This is a genomic window from Arthrobacter sp. B1805 (genome assembly GCF_002929745.1).
Taxonomy (GTDB): Bacteria; Actinomycetota; Actinomycetes; order Actinomycetales; family Micrococcaceae; genus Arthrobacter_D.
In genome coordinates, this window is record NZ_PJIQ01000001.1 from 19022 (window position 1) to 33133 (window position 14112).

15 protein-coding genes are annotated in these 14112 nt (G+C 64.2%); 4 read left to right on the top strand and 11 right to left on the bottom strand.

Annotated elements, in window-relative coordinates:
• Positions 1–19: 19 nt before the first annotated feature.
• Positions 20–613, bottom strand: a complete 594-nt coding sequence (locus CXQ96_RS00115) for a hypothetical protein (protein ID WP_104116021.1) — start codon at positions 611–613, stop codon at positions 20–22.
• Positions 614–920: 307 nt separating this feature from the next.
• Here CXQ96_RS00115 and CXQ96_RS17990 point away from each other — a divergent pair, with 307 nt between their 5' ends.
• Both CXQ96_RS17990 and CXQ96_RS00130 read left to right on the top strand, forming a co-directional pair.
• Positions 921–1298 (top strand): hypothetical protein, encoded by a 378-nt coding sequence (locus CXQ96_RS17990; protein ID WP_146070773.1) that lies wholly within the window; start codon positions 921–923, stop codon positions 1296–1298.
• 176 nt (positions 1299–1474) lie between these two features.
• Positions 1475–1933 carry a DUF4913 domain-containing protein gene (locus CXQ96_RS00130; RefSeq protein ID WP_258058622.1) on the top strand — a complete coding sequence of 153 codons (459 nt, stop codon included), beginning with the start codon at positions 1475–1477 and terminating at the stop codon, positions 1931–1933.
• 428 nt (positions 1934–2361) lie between these two features.
• On the opposite strand, the gene CXQ96_RS19020 is transcribed toward CXQ96_RS00130, so the two are convergent.
• The 8 genes from CXQ96_RS19020 to CXQ96_RS00170 form a co-directional block, all read right to left on the bottom strand.
• Positions 2362–2775, bottom strand: coding sequence for a MarR family transcriptional regulator (locus CXQ96_RS19020; protein WP_104116024.1), 414 nt, complete (start codon positions 2773–2775; stop codon positions 2362–2364).
• Between the two features lie 2 nt (positions 2776–2777).
• Entirely contained in the window at positions 2778–4244 is a 1467-nt protein-coding gene (locus tag CXQ96_RS00140; RefSeq protein ID WP_104116025.1) for a mannitol dehydrogenase family protein, read from the bottom strand.
• A 30-nt stretch (positions 4245–4274) separates the two neighbouring features.
• Positions 4275–4997 carry a nucleoside/nucleotide kinase family protein gene (locus CXQ96_RS00145; protein WP_308662295.1) on the bottom strand — a complete coding sequence of 241 codons (723 nt, stop codon included), beginning with the start codon at positions 4995–4997 and terminating at the stop codon, positions 4275–4277.
• Positions 4994–5956, bottom strand: coding sequence for a carbohydrate kinase (locus CXQ96_RS00150; RefSeq protein ID WP_258058623.1), 963 nt, complete (start codon positions 5954–5956; stop codon positions 4994–4996). The genes CXQ96_RS00145 and CXQ96_RS00150 overlap by 4 nt, the downstream gene beginning before the upstream one ends.
• Complete coding sequence (locus CXQ96_RS00155; RefSeq protein ID WP_104116027.1) at positions 5956–7005, bottom strand: NAD(P)-dependent alcohol dehydrogenase; 1050 nt, start codon at positions 7003–7005, stop codon at positions 5956–5958. Before CXQ96_RS00155 ends, CXQ96_RS00150 begins: the two co-directional genes overlap by 1 nt.
• 28 nt (positions 7006–7033) lie before the next feature.
• On the bottom strand, positions 7034–7936 hold the full coding sequence (locus CXQ96_RS00160; protein WP_104116028.1) for a carbohydrate ABC transporter permease: 903 nt from the start codon (positions 7934–7936) through the stop codon (positions 7034–7036).
• Entirely contained in the window at positions 7933–8907 is a 975-nt protein-coding gene (locus CXQ96_RS00165) for a carbohydrate ABC transporter permease (RefSeq protein WP_104116029.1), read from the bottom strand. The genes CXQ96_RS00160 and CXQ96_RS00165 overlap by 4 nt, the downstream gene beginning before the upstream one ends.
• Positions 8908–8976: 69 nt before the next feature.
• Positions 8977–10332 carry a sugar ABC transporter substrate-binding protein gene (locus CXQ96_RS00170; RefSeq protein WP_104116030.1) on the bottom strand — a complete coding sequence of 452 codons (1356 nt, stop codon included), beginning with the start codon at positions 10330–10332 and terminating at the stop codon, positions 8977–8979.
• Positions 10333–10600: 268 nt separating this feature from the next.
• Here CXQ96_RS00170 and CXQ96_RS00175 point away from each other — a divergent pair, with 268 nt between their 5' ends.
• On the top strand, positions 10601–11515 hold the full coding sequence (locus CXQ96_RS00175; RefSeq protein ID WP_104116031.1) for an AraC family transcriptional regulator: 915 nt from the start codon (positions 10601–10603) through the stop codon (positions 11513–11515).
• A 33-nt stretch (positions 11516–11548) separates the two neighbouring features.
• Here CXQ96_RS00175 and CXQ96_RS00180 read toward each other — a convergent pair whose 3' ends face one another.
• Positions 11549–12403: a LysR family transcriptional regulator gene (locus CXQ96_RS00180; protein ID WP_104116032.1), complete on the bottom strand. Its 855-nt coding sequence runs from the start codon at positions 12401–12403 to the stop codon at positions 11549–11551.
• Positions 12404–12489: 86 nt separating this feature from the next.
• On the opposite strand from CXQ96_RS00180, the gene CXQ96_RS00185 reads away from it, so the two are divergent.
• Positions 12490–13458 carry a DMT family transporter gene (locus tag CXQ96_RS00185; protein WP_104116439.1) on the top strand — a complete coding sequence of 323 codons (969 nt, stop codon included), beginning with the start codon at positions 12490–12492 and terminating at the stop codon, positions 13456–13458.
• A 197-nt stretch (positions 13459–13655) separates the two neighbouring features.
• Here CXQ96_RS00185 and CXQ96_RS00190 read toward each other — a convergent pair whose 3' ends face one another.
• Complete coding sequence (locus CXQ96_RS00190) at positions 13656–14099, bottom strand: Lrp/AsnC family transcriptional regulator (RefSeq protein ID WP_104116033.1); 444 nt, start codon at positions 14097–14099, stop codon at positions 13656–13658.
• Positions 14100–14112: the final 13 nt, after the last annotated feature.

Consider the following 14112-nt stretch of genomic DNA (forward strand, 5'->3'; position numbering starts at 1 on the left):
CCCGGCGGAACGGATGGACCTACCGGGACTGCAGGGCGTCGAGTGCCACGGCCATCGCCGCTGCTACCCGCCCATCGATCCGTGCGCCGGGAACGGTGACGAGGTACCTGTCCCGCAGCGACTGCCCACGCTCCGACGTCAGCACGACCTCTCCCGCCTGGTCGACGAAGTCGAAGTGGAAGCGGAACGGCGAGGGGATGGCTTCGAGAACCGGGAGCATCTCCCAGAGCCGCCGGCCGAGAGCCACGCCCATGCTCCGCTCGCTGCCCTTCGCCCGGACGCCCGGAGCATCGAGATGCCACGTCGATCGCAGCAGCGAGGCGCCGAAATCCTTGCGGAAGCTTCCGATCGGCTGGCCGGCGGCGTCCAGGACGTCGTACGTCGCTCCGATGTCGAGCCGTTGCCGAGCCGTGAAGGAGAACAGGGCAGTCGCCCTCGACTCGTCGCTGTAGAACGTCACGTGTTCCCTGAAGGCGGTGCGCTTCTGCTGGGCGAAGGCCAGAAGACCGCCGGGCCTGCCGTCGTCGCCCGCAGTTCGTATCTCGTAACGGTTCACCATCAGGGTGATCTTCTGCGTCACCGTGAAGCGCTCGACGCCCTGTGCCAGATCCATGCTGTCCTGTCCCTCGTGTTCAGGCCGGCCTGATGCCCGGCCTGCTCCACCGAGCGTATCCAGCGGCCGGCCGGGGCACATCGCCCGCAGGAGTGATGCGCCTTCAGCCGATGTGATGACGGGGACGACTGCCGCTCGCTGTAGTGCCGCCCTCGGTCAAGTGCCGGGGCCGAAGTGCCCTCACCGCGCTCGGCGGTACTACGGAGCACGCAGAACTCGTTGCCCTCCGGGTCCTGCAGCACAACCCAGCCGGTACCGTCAGCGGCCCTCCGATAGTCCCGCTGGTTGCTACCTATCGCATCACCGCGTGGCTTTCAGCACTTCCTCGACGACTACGAGCCTGGGGAGTTGCCTCCTCAACGTGCTCCTCGGAGCCACCGACGGTCCAGCACAACAGAACATCGACGCCGGCGTCGGCAACGACTTCCACGCCGATGTGCAGATGCTGCTGGGCATGGAAGACACAGGCACTTCCAGCGCCACGTCCTTGATGGGCGATCAGATGCTCATCAACGTCGGCGGTCTGCTCGCGGTGCTGGTGCAGATCATGCCGATCCACGAGCCGTCAGGACTCCACCGACGACATCCTCTCCGTCGCGAACTTCGCCGCGATGCCCAAAGGCCGGGCCACCATGCTCGGCTCCGGCTCACGAGCCGTCCTGCTCCGCATTGTCCCGATCAGTGAACACCACTACGCGGATAAGGTTGCGGCAGCAGAAGCCGTTCACACTGTCACCCGAGTCGCCTCTGCATCCGCTGCAGCGTCACCTCCCGTGGCAGAGAGCAGCGCTGAAGTTCCTGCCAGCCCTGCTGTCGCGGCCGGCGGTAACCGCTGGTCGGCCATGGTGAAGGAGAAGGGGAGTGGATCTACACGCACTCTTCGGACCCGACTACTCTGCCGATGATGTGTTCCCCGGCGAGGAGCCCGAGCCCGATAGCGTGCATGAGAGTCAGGGGACCGCGCAGCCCCCACCGGAGATGGTCTTCAACAACCTCGAAGAGTTCGTCACTCAGTTCCTCGTGCACCAGTTTCAGCGGCCCGTTGCGTCCTACGGCCGCGCCGAGTTCACCTGGTGCGCCGGCTGGTGGCGGCACGAGGAAGCCGTCAACCGGCTCAACGCCCTCTGGCGTGCATGGGAAGCGCTGCGCGTGGACCCGACGACAGGACTCGCAAACTGGTGGAACAGCTACGCCGATCCCACTATGGCCGTCCTATTCTCCTCAACTGGGCCCTTCCAGGGCTGCACGCCATCGGAGCACAAACCAGCGAACAAACCGCTACCAATCGTTTCAGCCCCGGAAGGTCTGAACTCGGCATGACCTCACTCTCCATGAGCGTGCGTCATCCCACGACCTCGCTAACCTAAAGATTTGATGGTGGGGAGCAGCGGAAGATCCTCGGGGAGCAAACGGAGTGTTCGGAACAGGAGGGAGTTCCTCGTTGTTTCCGGCCGGGCTGCTGCCGACCAGTGGGATGACGTTGAGCTGGAGCTGGAGCCACGCTAGTGCTACTTGCTGCCAATTCACACCGTGCCTGCGAGCCACTGGCTTGCAACTGGCTCCCTCGTTGTCCTTTGTCCTGCTGGAGCCTCCTAACTGCATGTAAGCCAGATAAACCATGCCCAGTGAGACACAGCCAGAAATCAGAACCGGCAGGTGCAATACGATCAGCGCTTCCCATGCTCTCTCAGGGGCTTTAGTCTGCCTACCACCGAAGCTTCTGTCGGGTTGCTTGGTGTGACCCAAAATCATCCGTTGGTCAGGATTGATTGCAGGGTCGTGTTGAGGAAGGTCGCCTCGAGGGATGAGAGGCCATACCGGCGATGATCAAGAGTGGATTCCACCGCCGGGCGAGCGGAAGAGAGCAGCGCTCGGCCGTGGTGTGTCAGCTCGAACGGTTGGCGATTACCTCGGCCGCGTGCAGGGGATCGCGCGATGAGGTGTCGGTCCTCCAGTCCCCTAAGAAGGGACGCTGTGCTCCGGGGGCGCTCGAAGGTGGTACGGGCAAGATCAGCCTGTGTCAGGGACGGGGCTTCACCAAGGTGGGCGAGGACGGTGAATTGGGCGGGCGTCAGTTCGTAGTCTGCGAGGACATCGGCGAGGGCTCGCTCCAGTTTTCGCGAAGCTCGAATCAGGCTCCACATCGCGGCTCCATCGTTCATTGTCAGCCCATTTCGGCCACCAGTACCGCGGCGCCGGGGCCGTGCAGTGTTCCGAGGGCTTCGAGGTAGGCGTCGACGAAGGCGGGCTGGTCGGCCAGATCGAGGAAGAGGTCGCGCTGCTGGAGGAAAGCGAGTGGATCGGTCCGTGTGCGTCCCGCGGCGTCTAGCACCTGGATTTTGAGCCGGTCGACGACGTCGATGGGTGCCCCGGCTTCGTCGGTGCCTTCTGCGTAGCGGGTCCAGGTCGCGATGATGGCAGCCCCGTAGCGGACGCTTCGTCCGGCGGCCAGGTTCTCGCGGATGACCGGGACCAGCCACTTCGGGATGCGGTCCGAGCTCTCGGCACACAACCGGGCGACGGTGTCGCGGACGGCCGCGTTGGAGAACCGTGAGATGAGTTTCTGGCGGTAGGCGTCGAGGTCCACCCCGGGTACGGGCCGTAGGGTCGGAACTGCCTCCTCCATGTAGGCGAGGAGGTAGCGGGCGAACGTGGGGTTTCGGCAGACGTCGTGGACGAGGCGGTAGCCGGCGAGGTAACCGGGATAGCAGAGAGCCTGGTGGCTTGCGTTAAGCAGGCGCAGCTTCATGAGCTCATAGGGTTCGACGTCGTCGACGAGCTGCACGCCCGCGTCCTCGAAGGCGGGCCGGCCTTGAGCGAAGTGGTCCTCGAGGACCCACTGTTCGAAGTCCTCGCACACCACCGGCCAGGCGTCCTCGACCCCGAAGGCGTCCTTAACATGGGTCCGGTCCTGGTCCGTGGTCGCGGGCGTGATGCGGTCGACCATGGAATTCGGGAAGGTGACGTTGTCCGCGACCCACCGTGCGAGGTTCGTGTCCCGGCCTTCGGCGAAGGCGGTGAAGACGGTACGGGCCGTGTCACCGTTGCCCTGGATGTTGTCACACGACATCACGGTCAGCCCGGGCAGTCCGCGTTCCCGGCGTCGTGCGAGGGCCTCGGTGACGAGGCCGAAGACCGATGCCGGCACCGCGCCCGGTGCGAGGTCGGCGCGCAAGGCGGGGTGATCGATGTCGACGTCCCCGGTCACGGGGTCGATGCAGTATCCACCCTCGGTGATGGTCATGGAGACAATGCGGACCCCGGGAGCTGCGATGGCTTCGATGACGGCATCGGGGTCATCGGGCGCAAAGAGGTAATCGACGATCGAGCCGATAACACGGGCGTTCTGCGTGCCGTCAGGTGCTTTCTCGACGAGCGTGTAGAGGCCGTCCTGGCTGTCCATAACCTGTTGCATGACCCGGTCGTGGGGGAGGACCCCGACGCCGCAGATCGCCCAGTCGTGGGCCTGGCCCTGGGACATGAGCCGCTCGAGGTACATGGCCTGGTGGGCGCGGTGGAACCCTCCCACACCGAAATGCACGATGCCCACCGTGAGCGCCGAGCGGTCGTATGTAGGCACCGATAGGCCTGAAGGGAGGGAGGACAGTGTTGCGGCTGAGAGCTGGGTCATTGCGCGCCTTTGCGTAGTAATCAGGAGTAGTCAGGAATGGGGCTGGGTGGGTTCGGTGTGCTGCCAGTCGGACAGGTCGAGGACGCGGTCTGCGCAGTGCCGGGTGGCGGCGACGAGCTCGGCGTTCGGTTCGTCCACGCGGCGCACCCATTCCTCGGCGGCCGCGGGTTCTTTGCCGAACAGGATGTGCCGGTCGACGAGCCGGCGACGGCGTATCTCCGGGTCCGCGTCGATGAACCAGACCTCGTCGAGCTGCTGCCGCGCTTCTCGCCACCCGGGTCCGTCGAGAAGAAGGTAATTTCCTTCAGTGATCAGCAGCGAGGCTGACGGTGGGACGGGCAGCGCGTTGGCCAGCGGTTGCTCGAGATCCCGCTGGAACTCCGGTGCATAGACGACATGGTTGGACCTGTCCCTGAGGCGGGACAGGAGGGCCGCATAGCCGTGGGCGTCGAATGTCTCCGGTGCCCCCTTGCGATCGAGCAACCCGAGTCGGGTGAGCGCCTGATCCGCGAGATGGAAGCCATCCATGGGTACCTGCGCGAAGGCTTTCGGACTCAGCGCCCGAAGTGCGGTGGCAATGGTCGACTTGCCCGCACCGGGTGCTCCGACGATGCCCAGCATGGTGCGACGGCCGGCTTCGGATTGGGGAAGCAGGCGGTGGAGCTCACCGGCGTTCCTGACCGAAATCACGGGTTTCATGACATCCTCGACTCCGGCTCCGACTTCGCGGGGATCGTTCGCTACCTGGATCATGCCAGTCGTTTCCAGGGGACGCCCTCGAAGGCTGCTACCTCGGACAGGGATGGTGGGTTGGCGCCGGCTCGTGAGCAGGTGATTGCTGCCGCTGTAGCTGCGAACGACAGGAGCTGCTGCAGGGTCACGTGATCAAGGGCTGCGATCCGTGCTCGGTCGTCCGCCCCGAGCACACCGCACCACCGCAATCCGGCCAGGAGCGCGGCCATGAAGGAGTCTCCTGCCCCGACAGTGTCGACGACGTCAACGGGTGCCGCCTCTTCACTCGCCTGCACGGATGCGGTGGCCGCGAGGGACCCCTGTCCACCGCAGGTGATGACCACGAGGGCGGCCCCAAGGGCCAACCACGCATCCATCACGTCCTTCAGTTCCGTTCCCGGATAGAGCCACGCCAGGTCCTCGTCGCTTGCCTTCACGATGTCGGTGAGGGCCACGAAACGTTCCACCGTGCGGCGTGCCTCATCACGATCCGGTGTGATCGTTGGCCTGCAGTTCGGATCGAAACTGATGGTGCTGGTGTTCCGGACCTGTTCGAGGAGGTCCAGGACGTCGTGGCACCCAGGCTCCAGGACGGTCGCTATCGATCCCGTGTGGAAGTGCGCTGCTGCCATGGAGCGTGCAGTGTCAACCGACGTGGCGATGTCCCAGGAAATATCGAAGGAGTAGGTGGCGGCTCCGTCGGTGCCTATGCGCGCACCAGCGGTGCTGGTGCGCGTGCCCCCAGCCTTCACCACATCGACCCCATTGCTCAGGAGGTGCTGCTCGATAGCCTGACCGTGGTGATCGTCGCCGAACGCGGTGACCAGGGTCGTGGGCAGGCCGAGCCGAGCCGTCCCGACGGCTACGTTCATGGGGCTTCCGCCGGGATGTTCGACCGTGGCCCGCCGAGCGTCATCGTGAACGACGTCGACGAGGGATTCGCCGATGACCACCATGCCGGGCGCCGGGATCGGTTCCATCAGCGGCCGGGGTAAACGACGGCTTTGAGTTGGCCGGGTTGCTTGCCGGCCTGGAGGGCGGCTTCTGCCTCGGACAGGCCGAAGCGCCCGGTGACCAGGACGTCGAGGTCCACTTTGCCGTCCGCGACGAGCTGGATGCCCAGCGGCCACGTGTTGGCGTACCGGAAGACGCCGGAGAGCCAGATCTCCCGGTTCTGGATGAAGGACACGGGCAGTTCGACGTCGTCCGCGCCGAGCCCGACGAGGATGACACGCCCGGCCGGACGTACCGCGAGGATGCCGGAGCGGACGGCCTGCGGTGCACCGGAGGCGTCGATGAAGGCATCGACGTTGAGCCCCTCCACTGAATCGGTGCGTGCGTCGAGGGCGTGTGTCGCGCCGTGCTCGAGAGCGAAGGCGAGGCGGTCGGGGGAGATGTCGCTGATGTAGACCTCGGTGGCACCGAAGGCCCGGGCGGTCTGCGCGGCGATGATGCCGATGGGTCCGGCTCCAGCGATGAGGACGCGGCTGCCCGGGCCGATCTCGGCCCGCTGGCAGGCCCAGATGCCCACCGAGAGCGGCTCGATGAGAGCCGCGGCCTCATCACTTACGCTGTCCGGGATGGGGAAGGCGAAGTCTGCCTGGATGGCGACGTACTCGGTGAACGCTCCGTCGATGGGCGGGGTGGCATAGAACTCGATACTCGGGCAGAGGTTGTAGCGGCCGTGCTTGCACTGGTCGCAGACCCGGCAGGGGCGTTGCGGCTCCACGGCGACGCGCTGGCCCACCCGGGAGGAGTCGACACCGGCACCGACGGCGACGATGCGTCCGGAGAGTTCGTGGCCGAGGATCAGGGGGTGATCGACCACGTACGGGCCGATTCGCCCGTGCTCGTAGTAGTGGACGTCGCTGCCGCAGACGCCGACCGCGGCGACCTGCACGAGGACCTGATCGTCATCGACGGTGGGTACTGCGAGGTTTTCGAGGGCGACGTCGCCCTGCTTCTTGAGGAGGGAAGCGCGCATGGTCTTGGGGACCTCGACGGCTGTTCGTTCGGCTGTTGCAGTCATGGCTGGATCCTTTTGGGGAGGGGAGGTTCTACTTCACGGCGCCGAGCGACAGGCCCTGGACGAGCTTGTCCTGGGCGGCGAAGCCGGCGATGAGGACGGGGAGGGAGATGACCACGGCTGCGGTGCAGACCTTGGCGAGGAACAGGCCCTGGCTGGAGACGAAGCTGGTGAGGAACACCGGTGCTGTTCCGGCAACGACGCCGGTCAGGACCCGGGCCAGCAGGAGCTCGTTCCAGCTGAAGATGAAGCAGATCAGCGCCGTGGCCGCGATGCCGGGCATCGCGACGGGGGCGACGACCTTGCGCAGGGTCAGGATGAGCCCGGCGCCGTCGATCTGGGCTGCCTCGAGCATCTCCGCAGGCACTTCGGCGAGGAAGGACCGCATCATCCACACGGCGATGGGCAGGTTCATCGACGTATAGAGGAGGATCAGGAACCAGATGTTGTCCAGTGTCCCGGCGTTGCGTGCGAACAGGAACAGCGGGAGCAGTGCGGCGACGATCGGCAGCATCTTCGTGGAGAGGAAGAAGAACATGACGTCCGTCCACTTCTCGATCGGCTTGATGGACAGCGCGTACGCGGCAGGGATGGCCAGGGCCAGCACCAGGATGGTGGAGAGGATCGAGGCCGTCGCCGAGTTGATCAGAGGGGGCCACGGGTCCAGCCCGGAGGCTCCACTGAAGAGGTTCCGATAGGAATCCAGTGTGAGGTTCGCTGCGATCGACGGCGGGTTGGTTGCGGCGTCGTTTTCGGAGTGGAAGGACGTCAGGACCATCCAGAACACGGGGATCGCGAAGATGAGCGCGGCGGCCCATGCGGCGAGGCCGGCGGCGGTGCTGTTGCGGGTAGGGTCCAGGCGGGACTTCCCCGTCCGGCCCAGGAAGCGGGGGCCGGCCTTCTGTTTGTGGGGGGCCGGGGTGAGGGTAGTCATCGGGCTTCCTCCTTCTGGAAGAGTGTGAAGACGGTGCGGAGGGCGAACGTGGCGATGATGATGGTCCCTATCACCACGACTACGCCTGTTGCCGAGGCCAGCCCGTAATCATTGGCCGTGTAGAACGTCTGGTAAATGGAGAACGGCAGGTTCGCCGTCCCGAGTCCTCCGGATGTGAGTGTGAAGACGGCGTCGAAGTTCTGGACGATGTAGATGGTGCCGAGCAGGCCGCCCAACTCCAGGTACTGACGCAGGTGCGGCAGGGTGAGGTAGCGGAAGATCTGCCACCGGGAGGCGCCGTCGATCTGTGCTGCCTCGATGACGTCCAGGGGACGGGACTGCAGCCCGGCGAGCAGGATCAGCATCATGAACGGCGTCCACTGCCAGATCAGGGAGGCCTCAACGGCGAACAGGGGTGCCTGGGACAGGAGCTCGGGCTGCGGCGGATTGTCGCTGCCGAACAGGGACCAGACCCAGGTGAGCGTGCCGTTGACGAGTCCGTAGGACGGGTTCAGCAGTGCATGCTTCCAGATCAGGGCCGCGGCGACCGGCACGATGAGGAAAGGCGCGATGAGCATGGTGCGGACGATGCCGCGGCCGATGAACTTCTTGTCCAGCAGCAGGGCCAGACCGAGCCCTAGGAGCAGGCTGACCAGCACCACCGTGACGGTAAGGACGATCGTGGTAATGATCGACGCTCGCAGATCCGTATCAGTCAGGACGCTGATGTAGTTGTCGAAGCCGGCGAAGCCCGTGTCATTGGGCCGGAGGCTGTTCCAGTTCATGAACGAGATGACCAGCGTCGCGACGAAGGGCAGCTGGGTGACGACGATCAGGAATATCAGTGCCGGGAGCAGTGGGGCGCGGCGGGCCCACCGGGTGGCACGGGCACGTGCGTTGGCTTGCGGATCTGATGTGGAGGGATGACGAGATGGACGTTGACGCTGCGGGGTTGCGGTAGCTGAGCTCATAGGGATCTCCTGCCGAACGGTGCCCATGCCCTCACGAGGACATGGGCACCATCCGTGCGGTAGGTGTGGCTACTTGTAGTTTTCGCCGATGGCTTCGGCGGTTTCCTGCCCCTTGGCAAGAGCTTCCTCGACCGTCTGTTGCCCGGCGATCACCGCGCTGATGTCCTGCGACACCGTTGTCCCGAGGTCGGCGAATTCTGGGAATCCGGCGAACTGGATGCCGATGTAGGGGCGCTCCTGCAGGCCCGGATTCTTGGGATCGGCGTTCTCGATTGCGAAGCGCTCTGCCTCGTAGAACGGAGCAGATGCCTGGTACTCCGGGTTCTCGTACGTGGAAATGCGCTTGCCCGAGGGGACCTTCGCCCAGCCGAGTTCCTCGGCCACCAGTTCCTCGTACTCCTGCGAGCTCGCCCAGGAGATGAACTCCCATGCAGCGTCCTGCTTCTGGGATGCGGCCTGGATTCCCCACGACCAGGTCCAGAGCCAGCCCGAGGACTCCGTTTCCTTGACTGGGGCGGCCGCGTAGCCGATCTTGCCGGCGACCGGTGATCCTTCGGCCTCGAGGCTGCCCGCGGCGGAGGTGGCGTCGTACCACATGGCCGTCTGGCTCTGCGTCATGTTGTTCAGGCACTCGGTGAAGCCGGCTTGCGCAGCTCCGGCCTCGCCGTGCTCCTTCACCAGGTCAGTGTAGAACGTGACGGCTTCGGTGAACTCGGGGGAGTCGACCTGGGCGTTCCAGTCCTTGTCGAACCAGGTCCCGCCGAAGGTGTTGACCACAGTGGTCAGCGGTGCGAAGACCTGGCCCCAGCCCGGTTGTCCACGCAGGCAGATGCCCTTCATGTCCTCCTTGGCCTCGTCCACCTGCGCGGCGAGGTCCGCGACCTGGTCCCAGGTGGGGTTCTCGGGCATGGTCAAGCCGAGCTCCTCGAACACATCCGTGCGGTACATGAGGAAGGAGGACTCACCGTAGAACGGCTCACCGTAAAGCTTGCCGTCCTCACCGGTCAGGGACTCGGTATACGCCGGGAGGATGTCGTCCTGGTTGAAGTCCTCGTCTGCTTCGACGAACTCGTCGAGGGGGGCAAGCCACCCGTTCGCGGAGTAGAACGGGATCTCGTAGTTGGACAGGGACGCGACGTCGTACTGTCCCGCCTGGGCGGAGAACTCCTGGCTGATGTTCGCCCGGACGTCGTTCTCTGGGAGTGAGGTGAAGTTCACGGTGATGCCCGACTCCGCGGTGAAGTTCTCCGCGGTGAGGCGCTGCAGGTCCTCCATCTGCGGGTTGTTGACCATGAGCACGTTGATGCTCTGTGCCTCGCCGGATTCGGTTCCGCCGCCCCCGCCGGCACCCGAGCAGGCGGTGAGGGTGAGGGCCAGGCAGGCCAGCCCGGCGGTGAGGGTTGCCTGTGCAGGTGGGATTCGCATAAGGACTCCTTTGTTCTTACTGATCAAGGCGCGCCGGATCGACGCAGGTGCGTTCTGAGTGGGTGGAGGCGGTACAACCGGTGGAAGTGGGTACCTGCTCCTGTCCTATAAAGGTAGGGGTGTGACAGGGTGCACAACTAGCGCTCTAGTTGCCTTCGACTGATACTTATTTTCCAAGCTCATGAGATTTAGAGCCCTGAGTAATGCTGTGCGGGGTCTAGAGGGCACCTTCGGCGGAGAACTTTTATGTACTTGAAGGAGGCGTGTGATGGCCCAGGACGGATCGGACGCCGCTGTCCGGCTTGCTGAACGACTGACAGGTCTTCGTGCGAATCGGGAGGTGATTCCCCACGATCCCAAGCATTCCGTGCGATGGCACGAACACGACTATCCAAGCCCTATCGCCCGGTGGAACTACCACCCCGAGTACGAAATCCACCTGATCCGCAAGGGCACTGGTCGGTTCATCGTCGGCGACTACCTCGGCACGTTCGAGGCCGGACAGGTCACGCTCATCGGATCGGGCCTCCCACACGACTGGGTCAGTGACCTCGAGCCCGGGGAAGTCATCGAAAAGCGCGATGCCGTCCTCCAATTCGATGGCGAATGGTTGCTCCGATGTGCCGAACTGATGCCAGAGCTTCTAGAGACAGAAGACGTATTGCAGCAATCAGCACGAGGCCTCCACTTCACCGGTGAGACTGCGCGCGAGGCCGCCGCTGCCATTGAGGCGGTCGGAACAACCACCGGGATGGAACGCTTGAACCACGTCCTGCGAATCCTCACGATCTTCGCCAGATCCCCCGAGACCGATCGGCGCTTCCTAGCCCGGGACTGGTTTGAACCCCAACTCGACGGTGAAGCAGCTGCGGTGGTGGACATCGCCCTGGAGTACATTTTCGCCAACCACTCGGGCCCGGTGCGGATGGCCGACGTAGCGGAACTGGTGGGCATGACCGAGCCCACCTTCTCCAAGTACTTCCGGAAGTCGACCGGTCAAAACTTCAGCGAGATGGTGCGCAAGCTCCGCCTGGCCCATGCGTGCCGCCTGCTGGACCAGACAAACATCCCGGTGTCATCCATCTGCTACGAGGTGGGGTTCTCGAACCTCTCAAATTTCAATCGGCACTTTCAGGCCGAGATGGGCATGAGCCCGCGCGCATACCGCGCACGGACTAGCTAGAACGAACTCTTTGCCCTCGTCGGGATCGTGGTGTCACGAGGGGTAGAGGTTGCGGAGGAGTGCGAGGAGAGCCTGATGTCCTGCGGGTGGGTCGCCTTTGTTCCATGCGGCGTAGACCTGGACCGGTGGGGCGTCCCGAACCGGACGGTACACCAGGCCTGGGCGGGGGTATTGGTGTGCTGTTGATTCCGCGCTCACGCCCAGTGCCCGTTCGCTGCCGATGACGGTGAGCCAGTCGTCAACGTCTTCCGTCTGAATGACTTCTCCTGGTCGATTGTTCTCAGGCCAGAGGTCGAGCTGCGTGCTTCCCGTTCGTTGGTCGATTGCCAAGGGCGAGGTCGCGATCTGCGCGAGGGTGACGCTGCGCTTGCTAGCCAGTGGGTGTTCGGCGGCCATTGCGCAGTAGCGTTTCTCCTCACCGATGATGAAAACGTCGAGCGTCTTGGTGTTCGGAAGTCGGCGCAGGATCGCTAGATCACAGGTTCCTTCGTGCAGTCCTGCCGTGGGCGTGTTCGTCCTGCTCAGTCGCAGCTCGCGGTGGGGATAGGCCACCGCCCACTGGCGTTGGAACTCGGGGGTGTGCCTGCCGAGGGCTGACCAGGCGTATCCGATCCGGACAATCCCGTTGCCGGCCAGTGCTGCGTGATGAAGGTCGGCCACCGCTGTGAGTGTACGGCGTGCGTGTCGGATCACCCGCTCTCCTCCGGGGGTCAGTTCCACGCTTCGCGTGGTGCGATGCAGAAGCCGGATTCCCAGGGCGCGTTCGAGGGCCGCCACGTTCCGGGACACGGCGGCCTGGGAGATGCCGAGCTCGATGGCGGCATCGGTGAAACTGCCGGTGTCAATGACACCGACTAGAGAGCGTAGGTGGCGCAGTTCCACGTCCATAGATGCAGTCTATTGATGCACATGGCGCATGAGTGGTGTGGCGCATGCATTGTGGGGAAGTGACGGGTGCAGTGCACACTCCGAGCATGACCAAAGCAGCACAAGCCGACAGGGGTCGGAGCGCCGGCATCGTCATCTCAATCATCAGCGCGTCCTCGAACCAGTTGGGCGCGGCCACGGGATCTTTGGCGTTCCCGGTCGTCGGGCCGGTCGGAGTGGTCGCCGTCCGCCAGCTCGTGGCTGCCGCTGTCCTATTGCCGCTCGTCCGGCCTCAGGTCCGGTCGATGACCCGAGCTCAGTGGTGGCCGGTCCTACTCCTGGCCGTGGTCTTCGGCACCATGAACCTCACCCTGTACTCGGCGGTCGAGCGTGTCGGGCTCGGACTCGCAGTCACTTTGGAGTTCCTTGGTCCCCTTGCTGTTGCCCTGTTCAGCTCCCGCACCAGAACCAGCGCGGCCGGCGCCGTCATCGCAGGTGCCGGTGTGGTAGCCATAGCCCGTCCTGAACCGACCACGGATTATCTCGGGATCGGGCTCGGCATCATCGCAGCCTGCAGCTGGGCGGCGTACATCCTGCTCAATAGGACCATCGGAGCCCGTGTACCGGGAGTTCAGGGCACTGCGACGGCAACGGGGGTGTCCGCCATGCTGTTCCTGCCGATCGCCGTCCTGATCTTCATCACCAAGCAACCGGGTACTTTTACACTGCTGTGCGCGGTAGCCGCGGGGGTACTTGCTTCCGTAGTGCCGTTCGTCGCTGATTTGCTGGCACTTCGTCGGGTTCCGGCCGGCCTCTTCGGGATTCTGATGAGCCTAAACCCTGTCCTGGCCGCGCTGATCGGCGTCGCCCTCCTCCACGAAGCACTCGGAGCGATCGAATGGGCGGGTATCGCTTTGATTGTCACCGCCAACGCGATAGCGCTGCTCTATTCTCGTGACCGCTCCGCCTCAAGGCAGCACGATGCTGACGCGTCGGCTCTTCCACAGGTGGACGGCTTTGAGCTTTCTCCTTCGGGCTCCACCCGCCCACAGGTGGATGACCCAACACACTCATAACCGTGACTGTTCTGACGTAGCATTTGTGCAGCCATGATCGCGATCAGACACCTTTCGAAGTGAGCTTCCCTCTGGGAAGCAGCCGCTGCAGGGCATCATTCACCCGGGCCGGCGGTCAGGGTGCAACTCATGGCGCTATGTGAGCCGGGGCAACTCGTTAGATCGTGACACAACCACGGAGTCGGGGGAGTGATCAGTCAGTTCTTGAGCAGCTTCATGGTCTGGTGCGAATCGACCCGGAATACTGCGGGGAGTGCTGTGAGCTTCTGCATCTGGAACTGCTCGTACTCCTCGATGCCGCTCACCACGATCCGCAGGAAGTAATCCGGGTTACCGAATACCTTCCGCGCTTCCACCACCTCATCGAAAGCCACGACCGCCCGCTCGAACTCAGCGATCGTCTGCGTATCGGTGCTCCTGACCTCGACTGCGGCCGTGACTTCGAGACGACGGCCCAACTTCCCGTGGTCAATGACTGCCTGGTAACCGGCGATTACTCCGTCAGCTTCCAGACGGCGCACCCGACGTAGACACGGCGCAGGAGTCAGCCCAACCCGCTGGGCCAACTCAAGGTTGCTGACACGACCATCCAACTGCAACTGCTCAAGAATTGCGTGATCCAGCAAATCTATCTCTCTCATATTGCCAACTATC

Coding starts and splice junctions, on each gene's coding strand:
- CXQ96_RS00165 (WP_104116029.1), bottom strand. CDS start 8,907: ATGAGCTCAGCTACCGCAACCCCGCAGCGTCAACGTCCATCTCGTCAT.
- CXQ96_RS00185 (WP_104116439.1), top strand. CDS start 12,490: ATGACCAAAGCAGCACAAGCCGACAGGGGTCGGAGCGCCGGCATCGTC.
- CXQ96_RS00140 (WP_104116025.1), bottom strand. CDS start 4,244: ATGACCCAGCTCTCAGCCGCAACACTGTCCTCCCTCCCTTCAGGCCTA.
- CXQ96_RS00190 (WP_104116033.1), bottom strand. CDS start 14,099: ATGAGAGAGATAGATTTGCTGGATCACGCAATTCTTGAGCAGTTGCAG.
- CXQ96_RS00155 (WP_104116027.1), bottom strand. CDS start 7,005: ATGACTGCAACAGCCGAACGAACAGCCGTCGAGGTCCCCAAGACCATG.
- CXQ96_RS00175 (WP_104116031.1), top strand. CDS start 10,601: ATGGCCCAGGACGGATCGGACGCCGCTGTCCGGCTTGCTGAACGACTG.
- CXQ96_RS00115 (WP_104116021.1), bottom strand. CDS start 613: ATGGATCTGGCACAGGGCGTCGAGCGCTTCACGGTGACGCAGAAGATC.
- CXQ96_RS00170 (WP_104116030.1), bottom strand. CDS start 10,332: ATGCGAATCCCACCTGCACAGGCAACCCTCACCGCCGGGCTGGCCTGC.
- CXQ96_RS00145 (WP_308662295.1), bottom strand. CDS start 4,997: ATGATCCAGGTAGCGAACGATCCCCGCGAAGTCGGAGCCGGAGTCGAG.
- CXQ96_RS00160 (WP_104116028.1), bottom strand. CDS start 7,936: ATGACTACCCTCACCCCGGCCCCCCACAAACAGAAGGCCGGCCCCCGC.
- CXQ96_RS00180 (WP_104116032.1), bottom strand. CDS start 12,403: ATGGACGTGGAACTGCGCCACCTACGCTCTCTAGTCGGTGTCATTGAC.
- CXQ96_RS00150 (WP_258058623.1), bottom strand. CDS start 5,956: ATGGAACCGATCCCGGCGCCCGGCATGGTGGTCATCGGCGAATCCCTC.
- CXQ96_RS19020 (WP_104116024.1), bottom strand. CDS start 2,775: ATGAACGATGGAGCCGCGATGTGGAGCCTGATTCGAGCTTCGCGAAAA.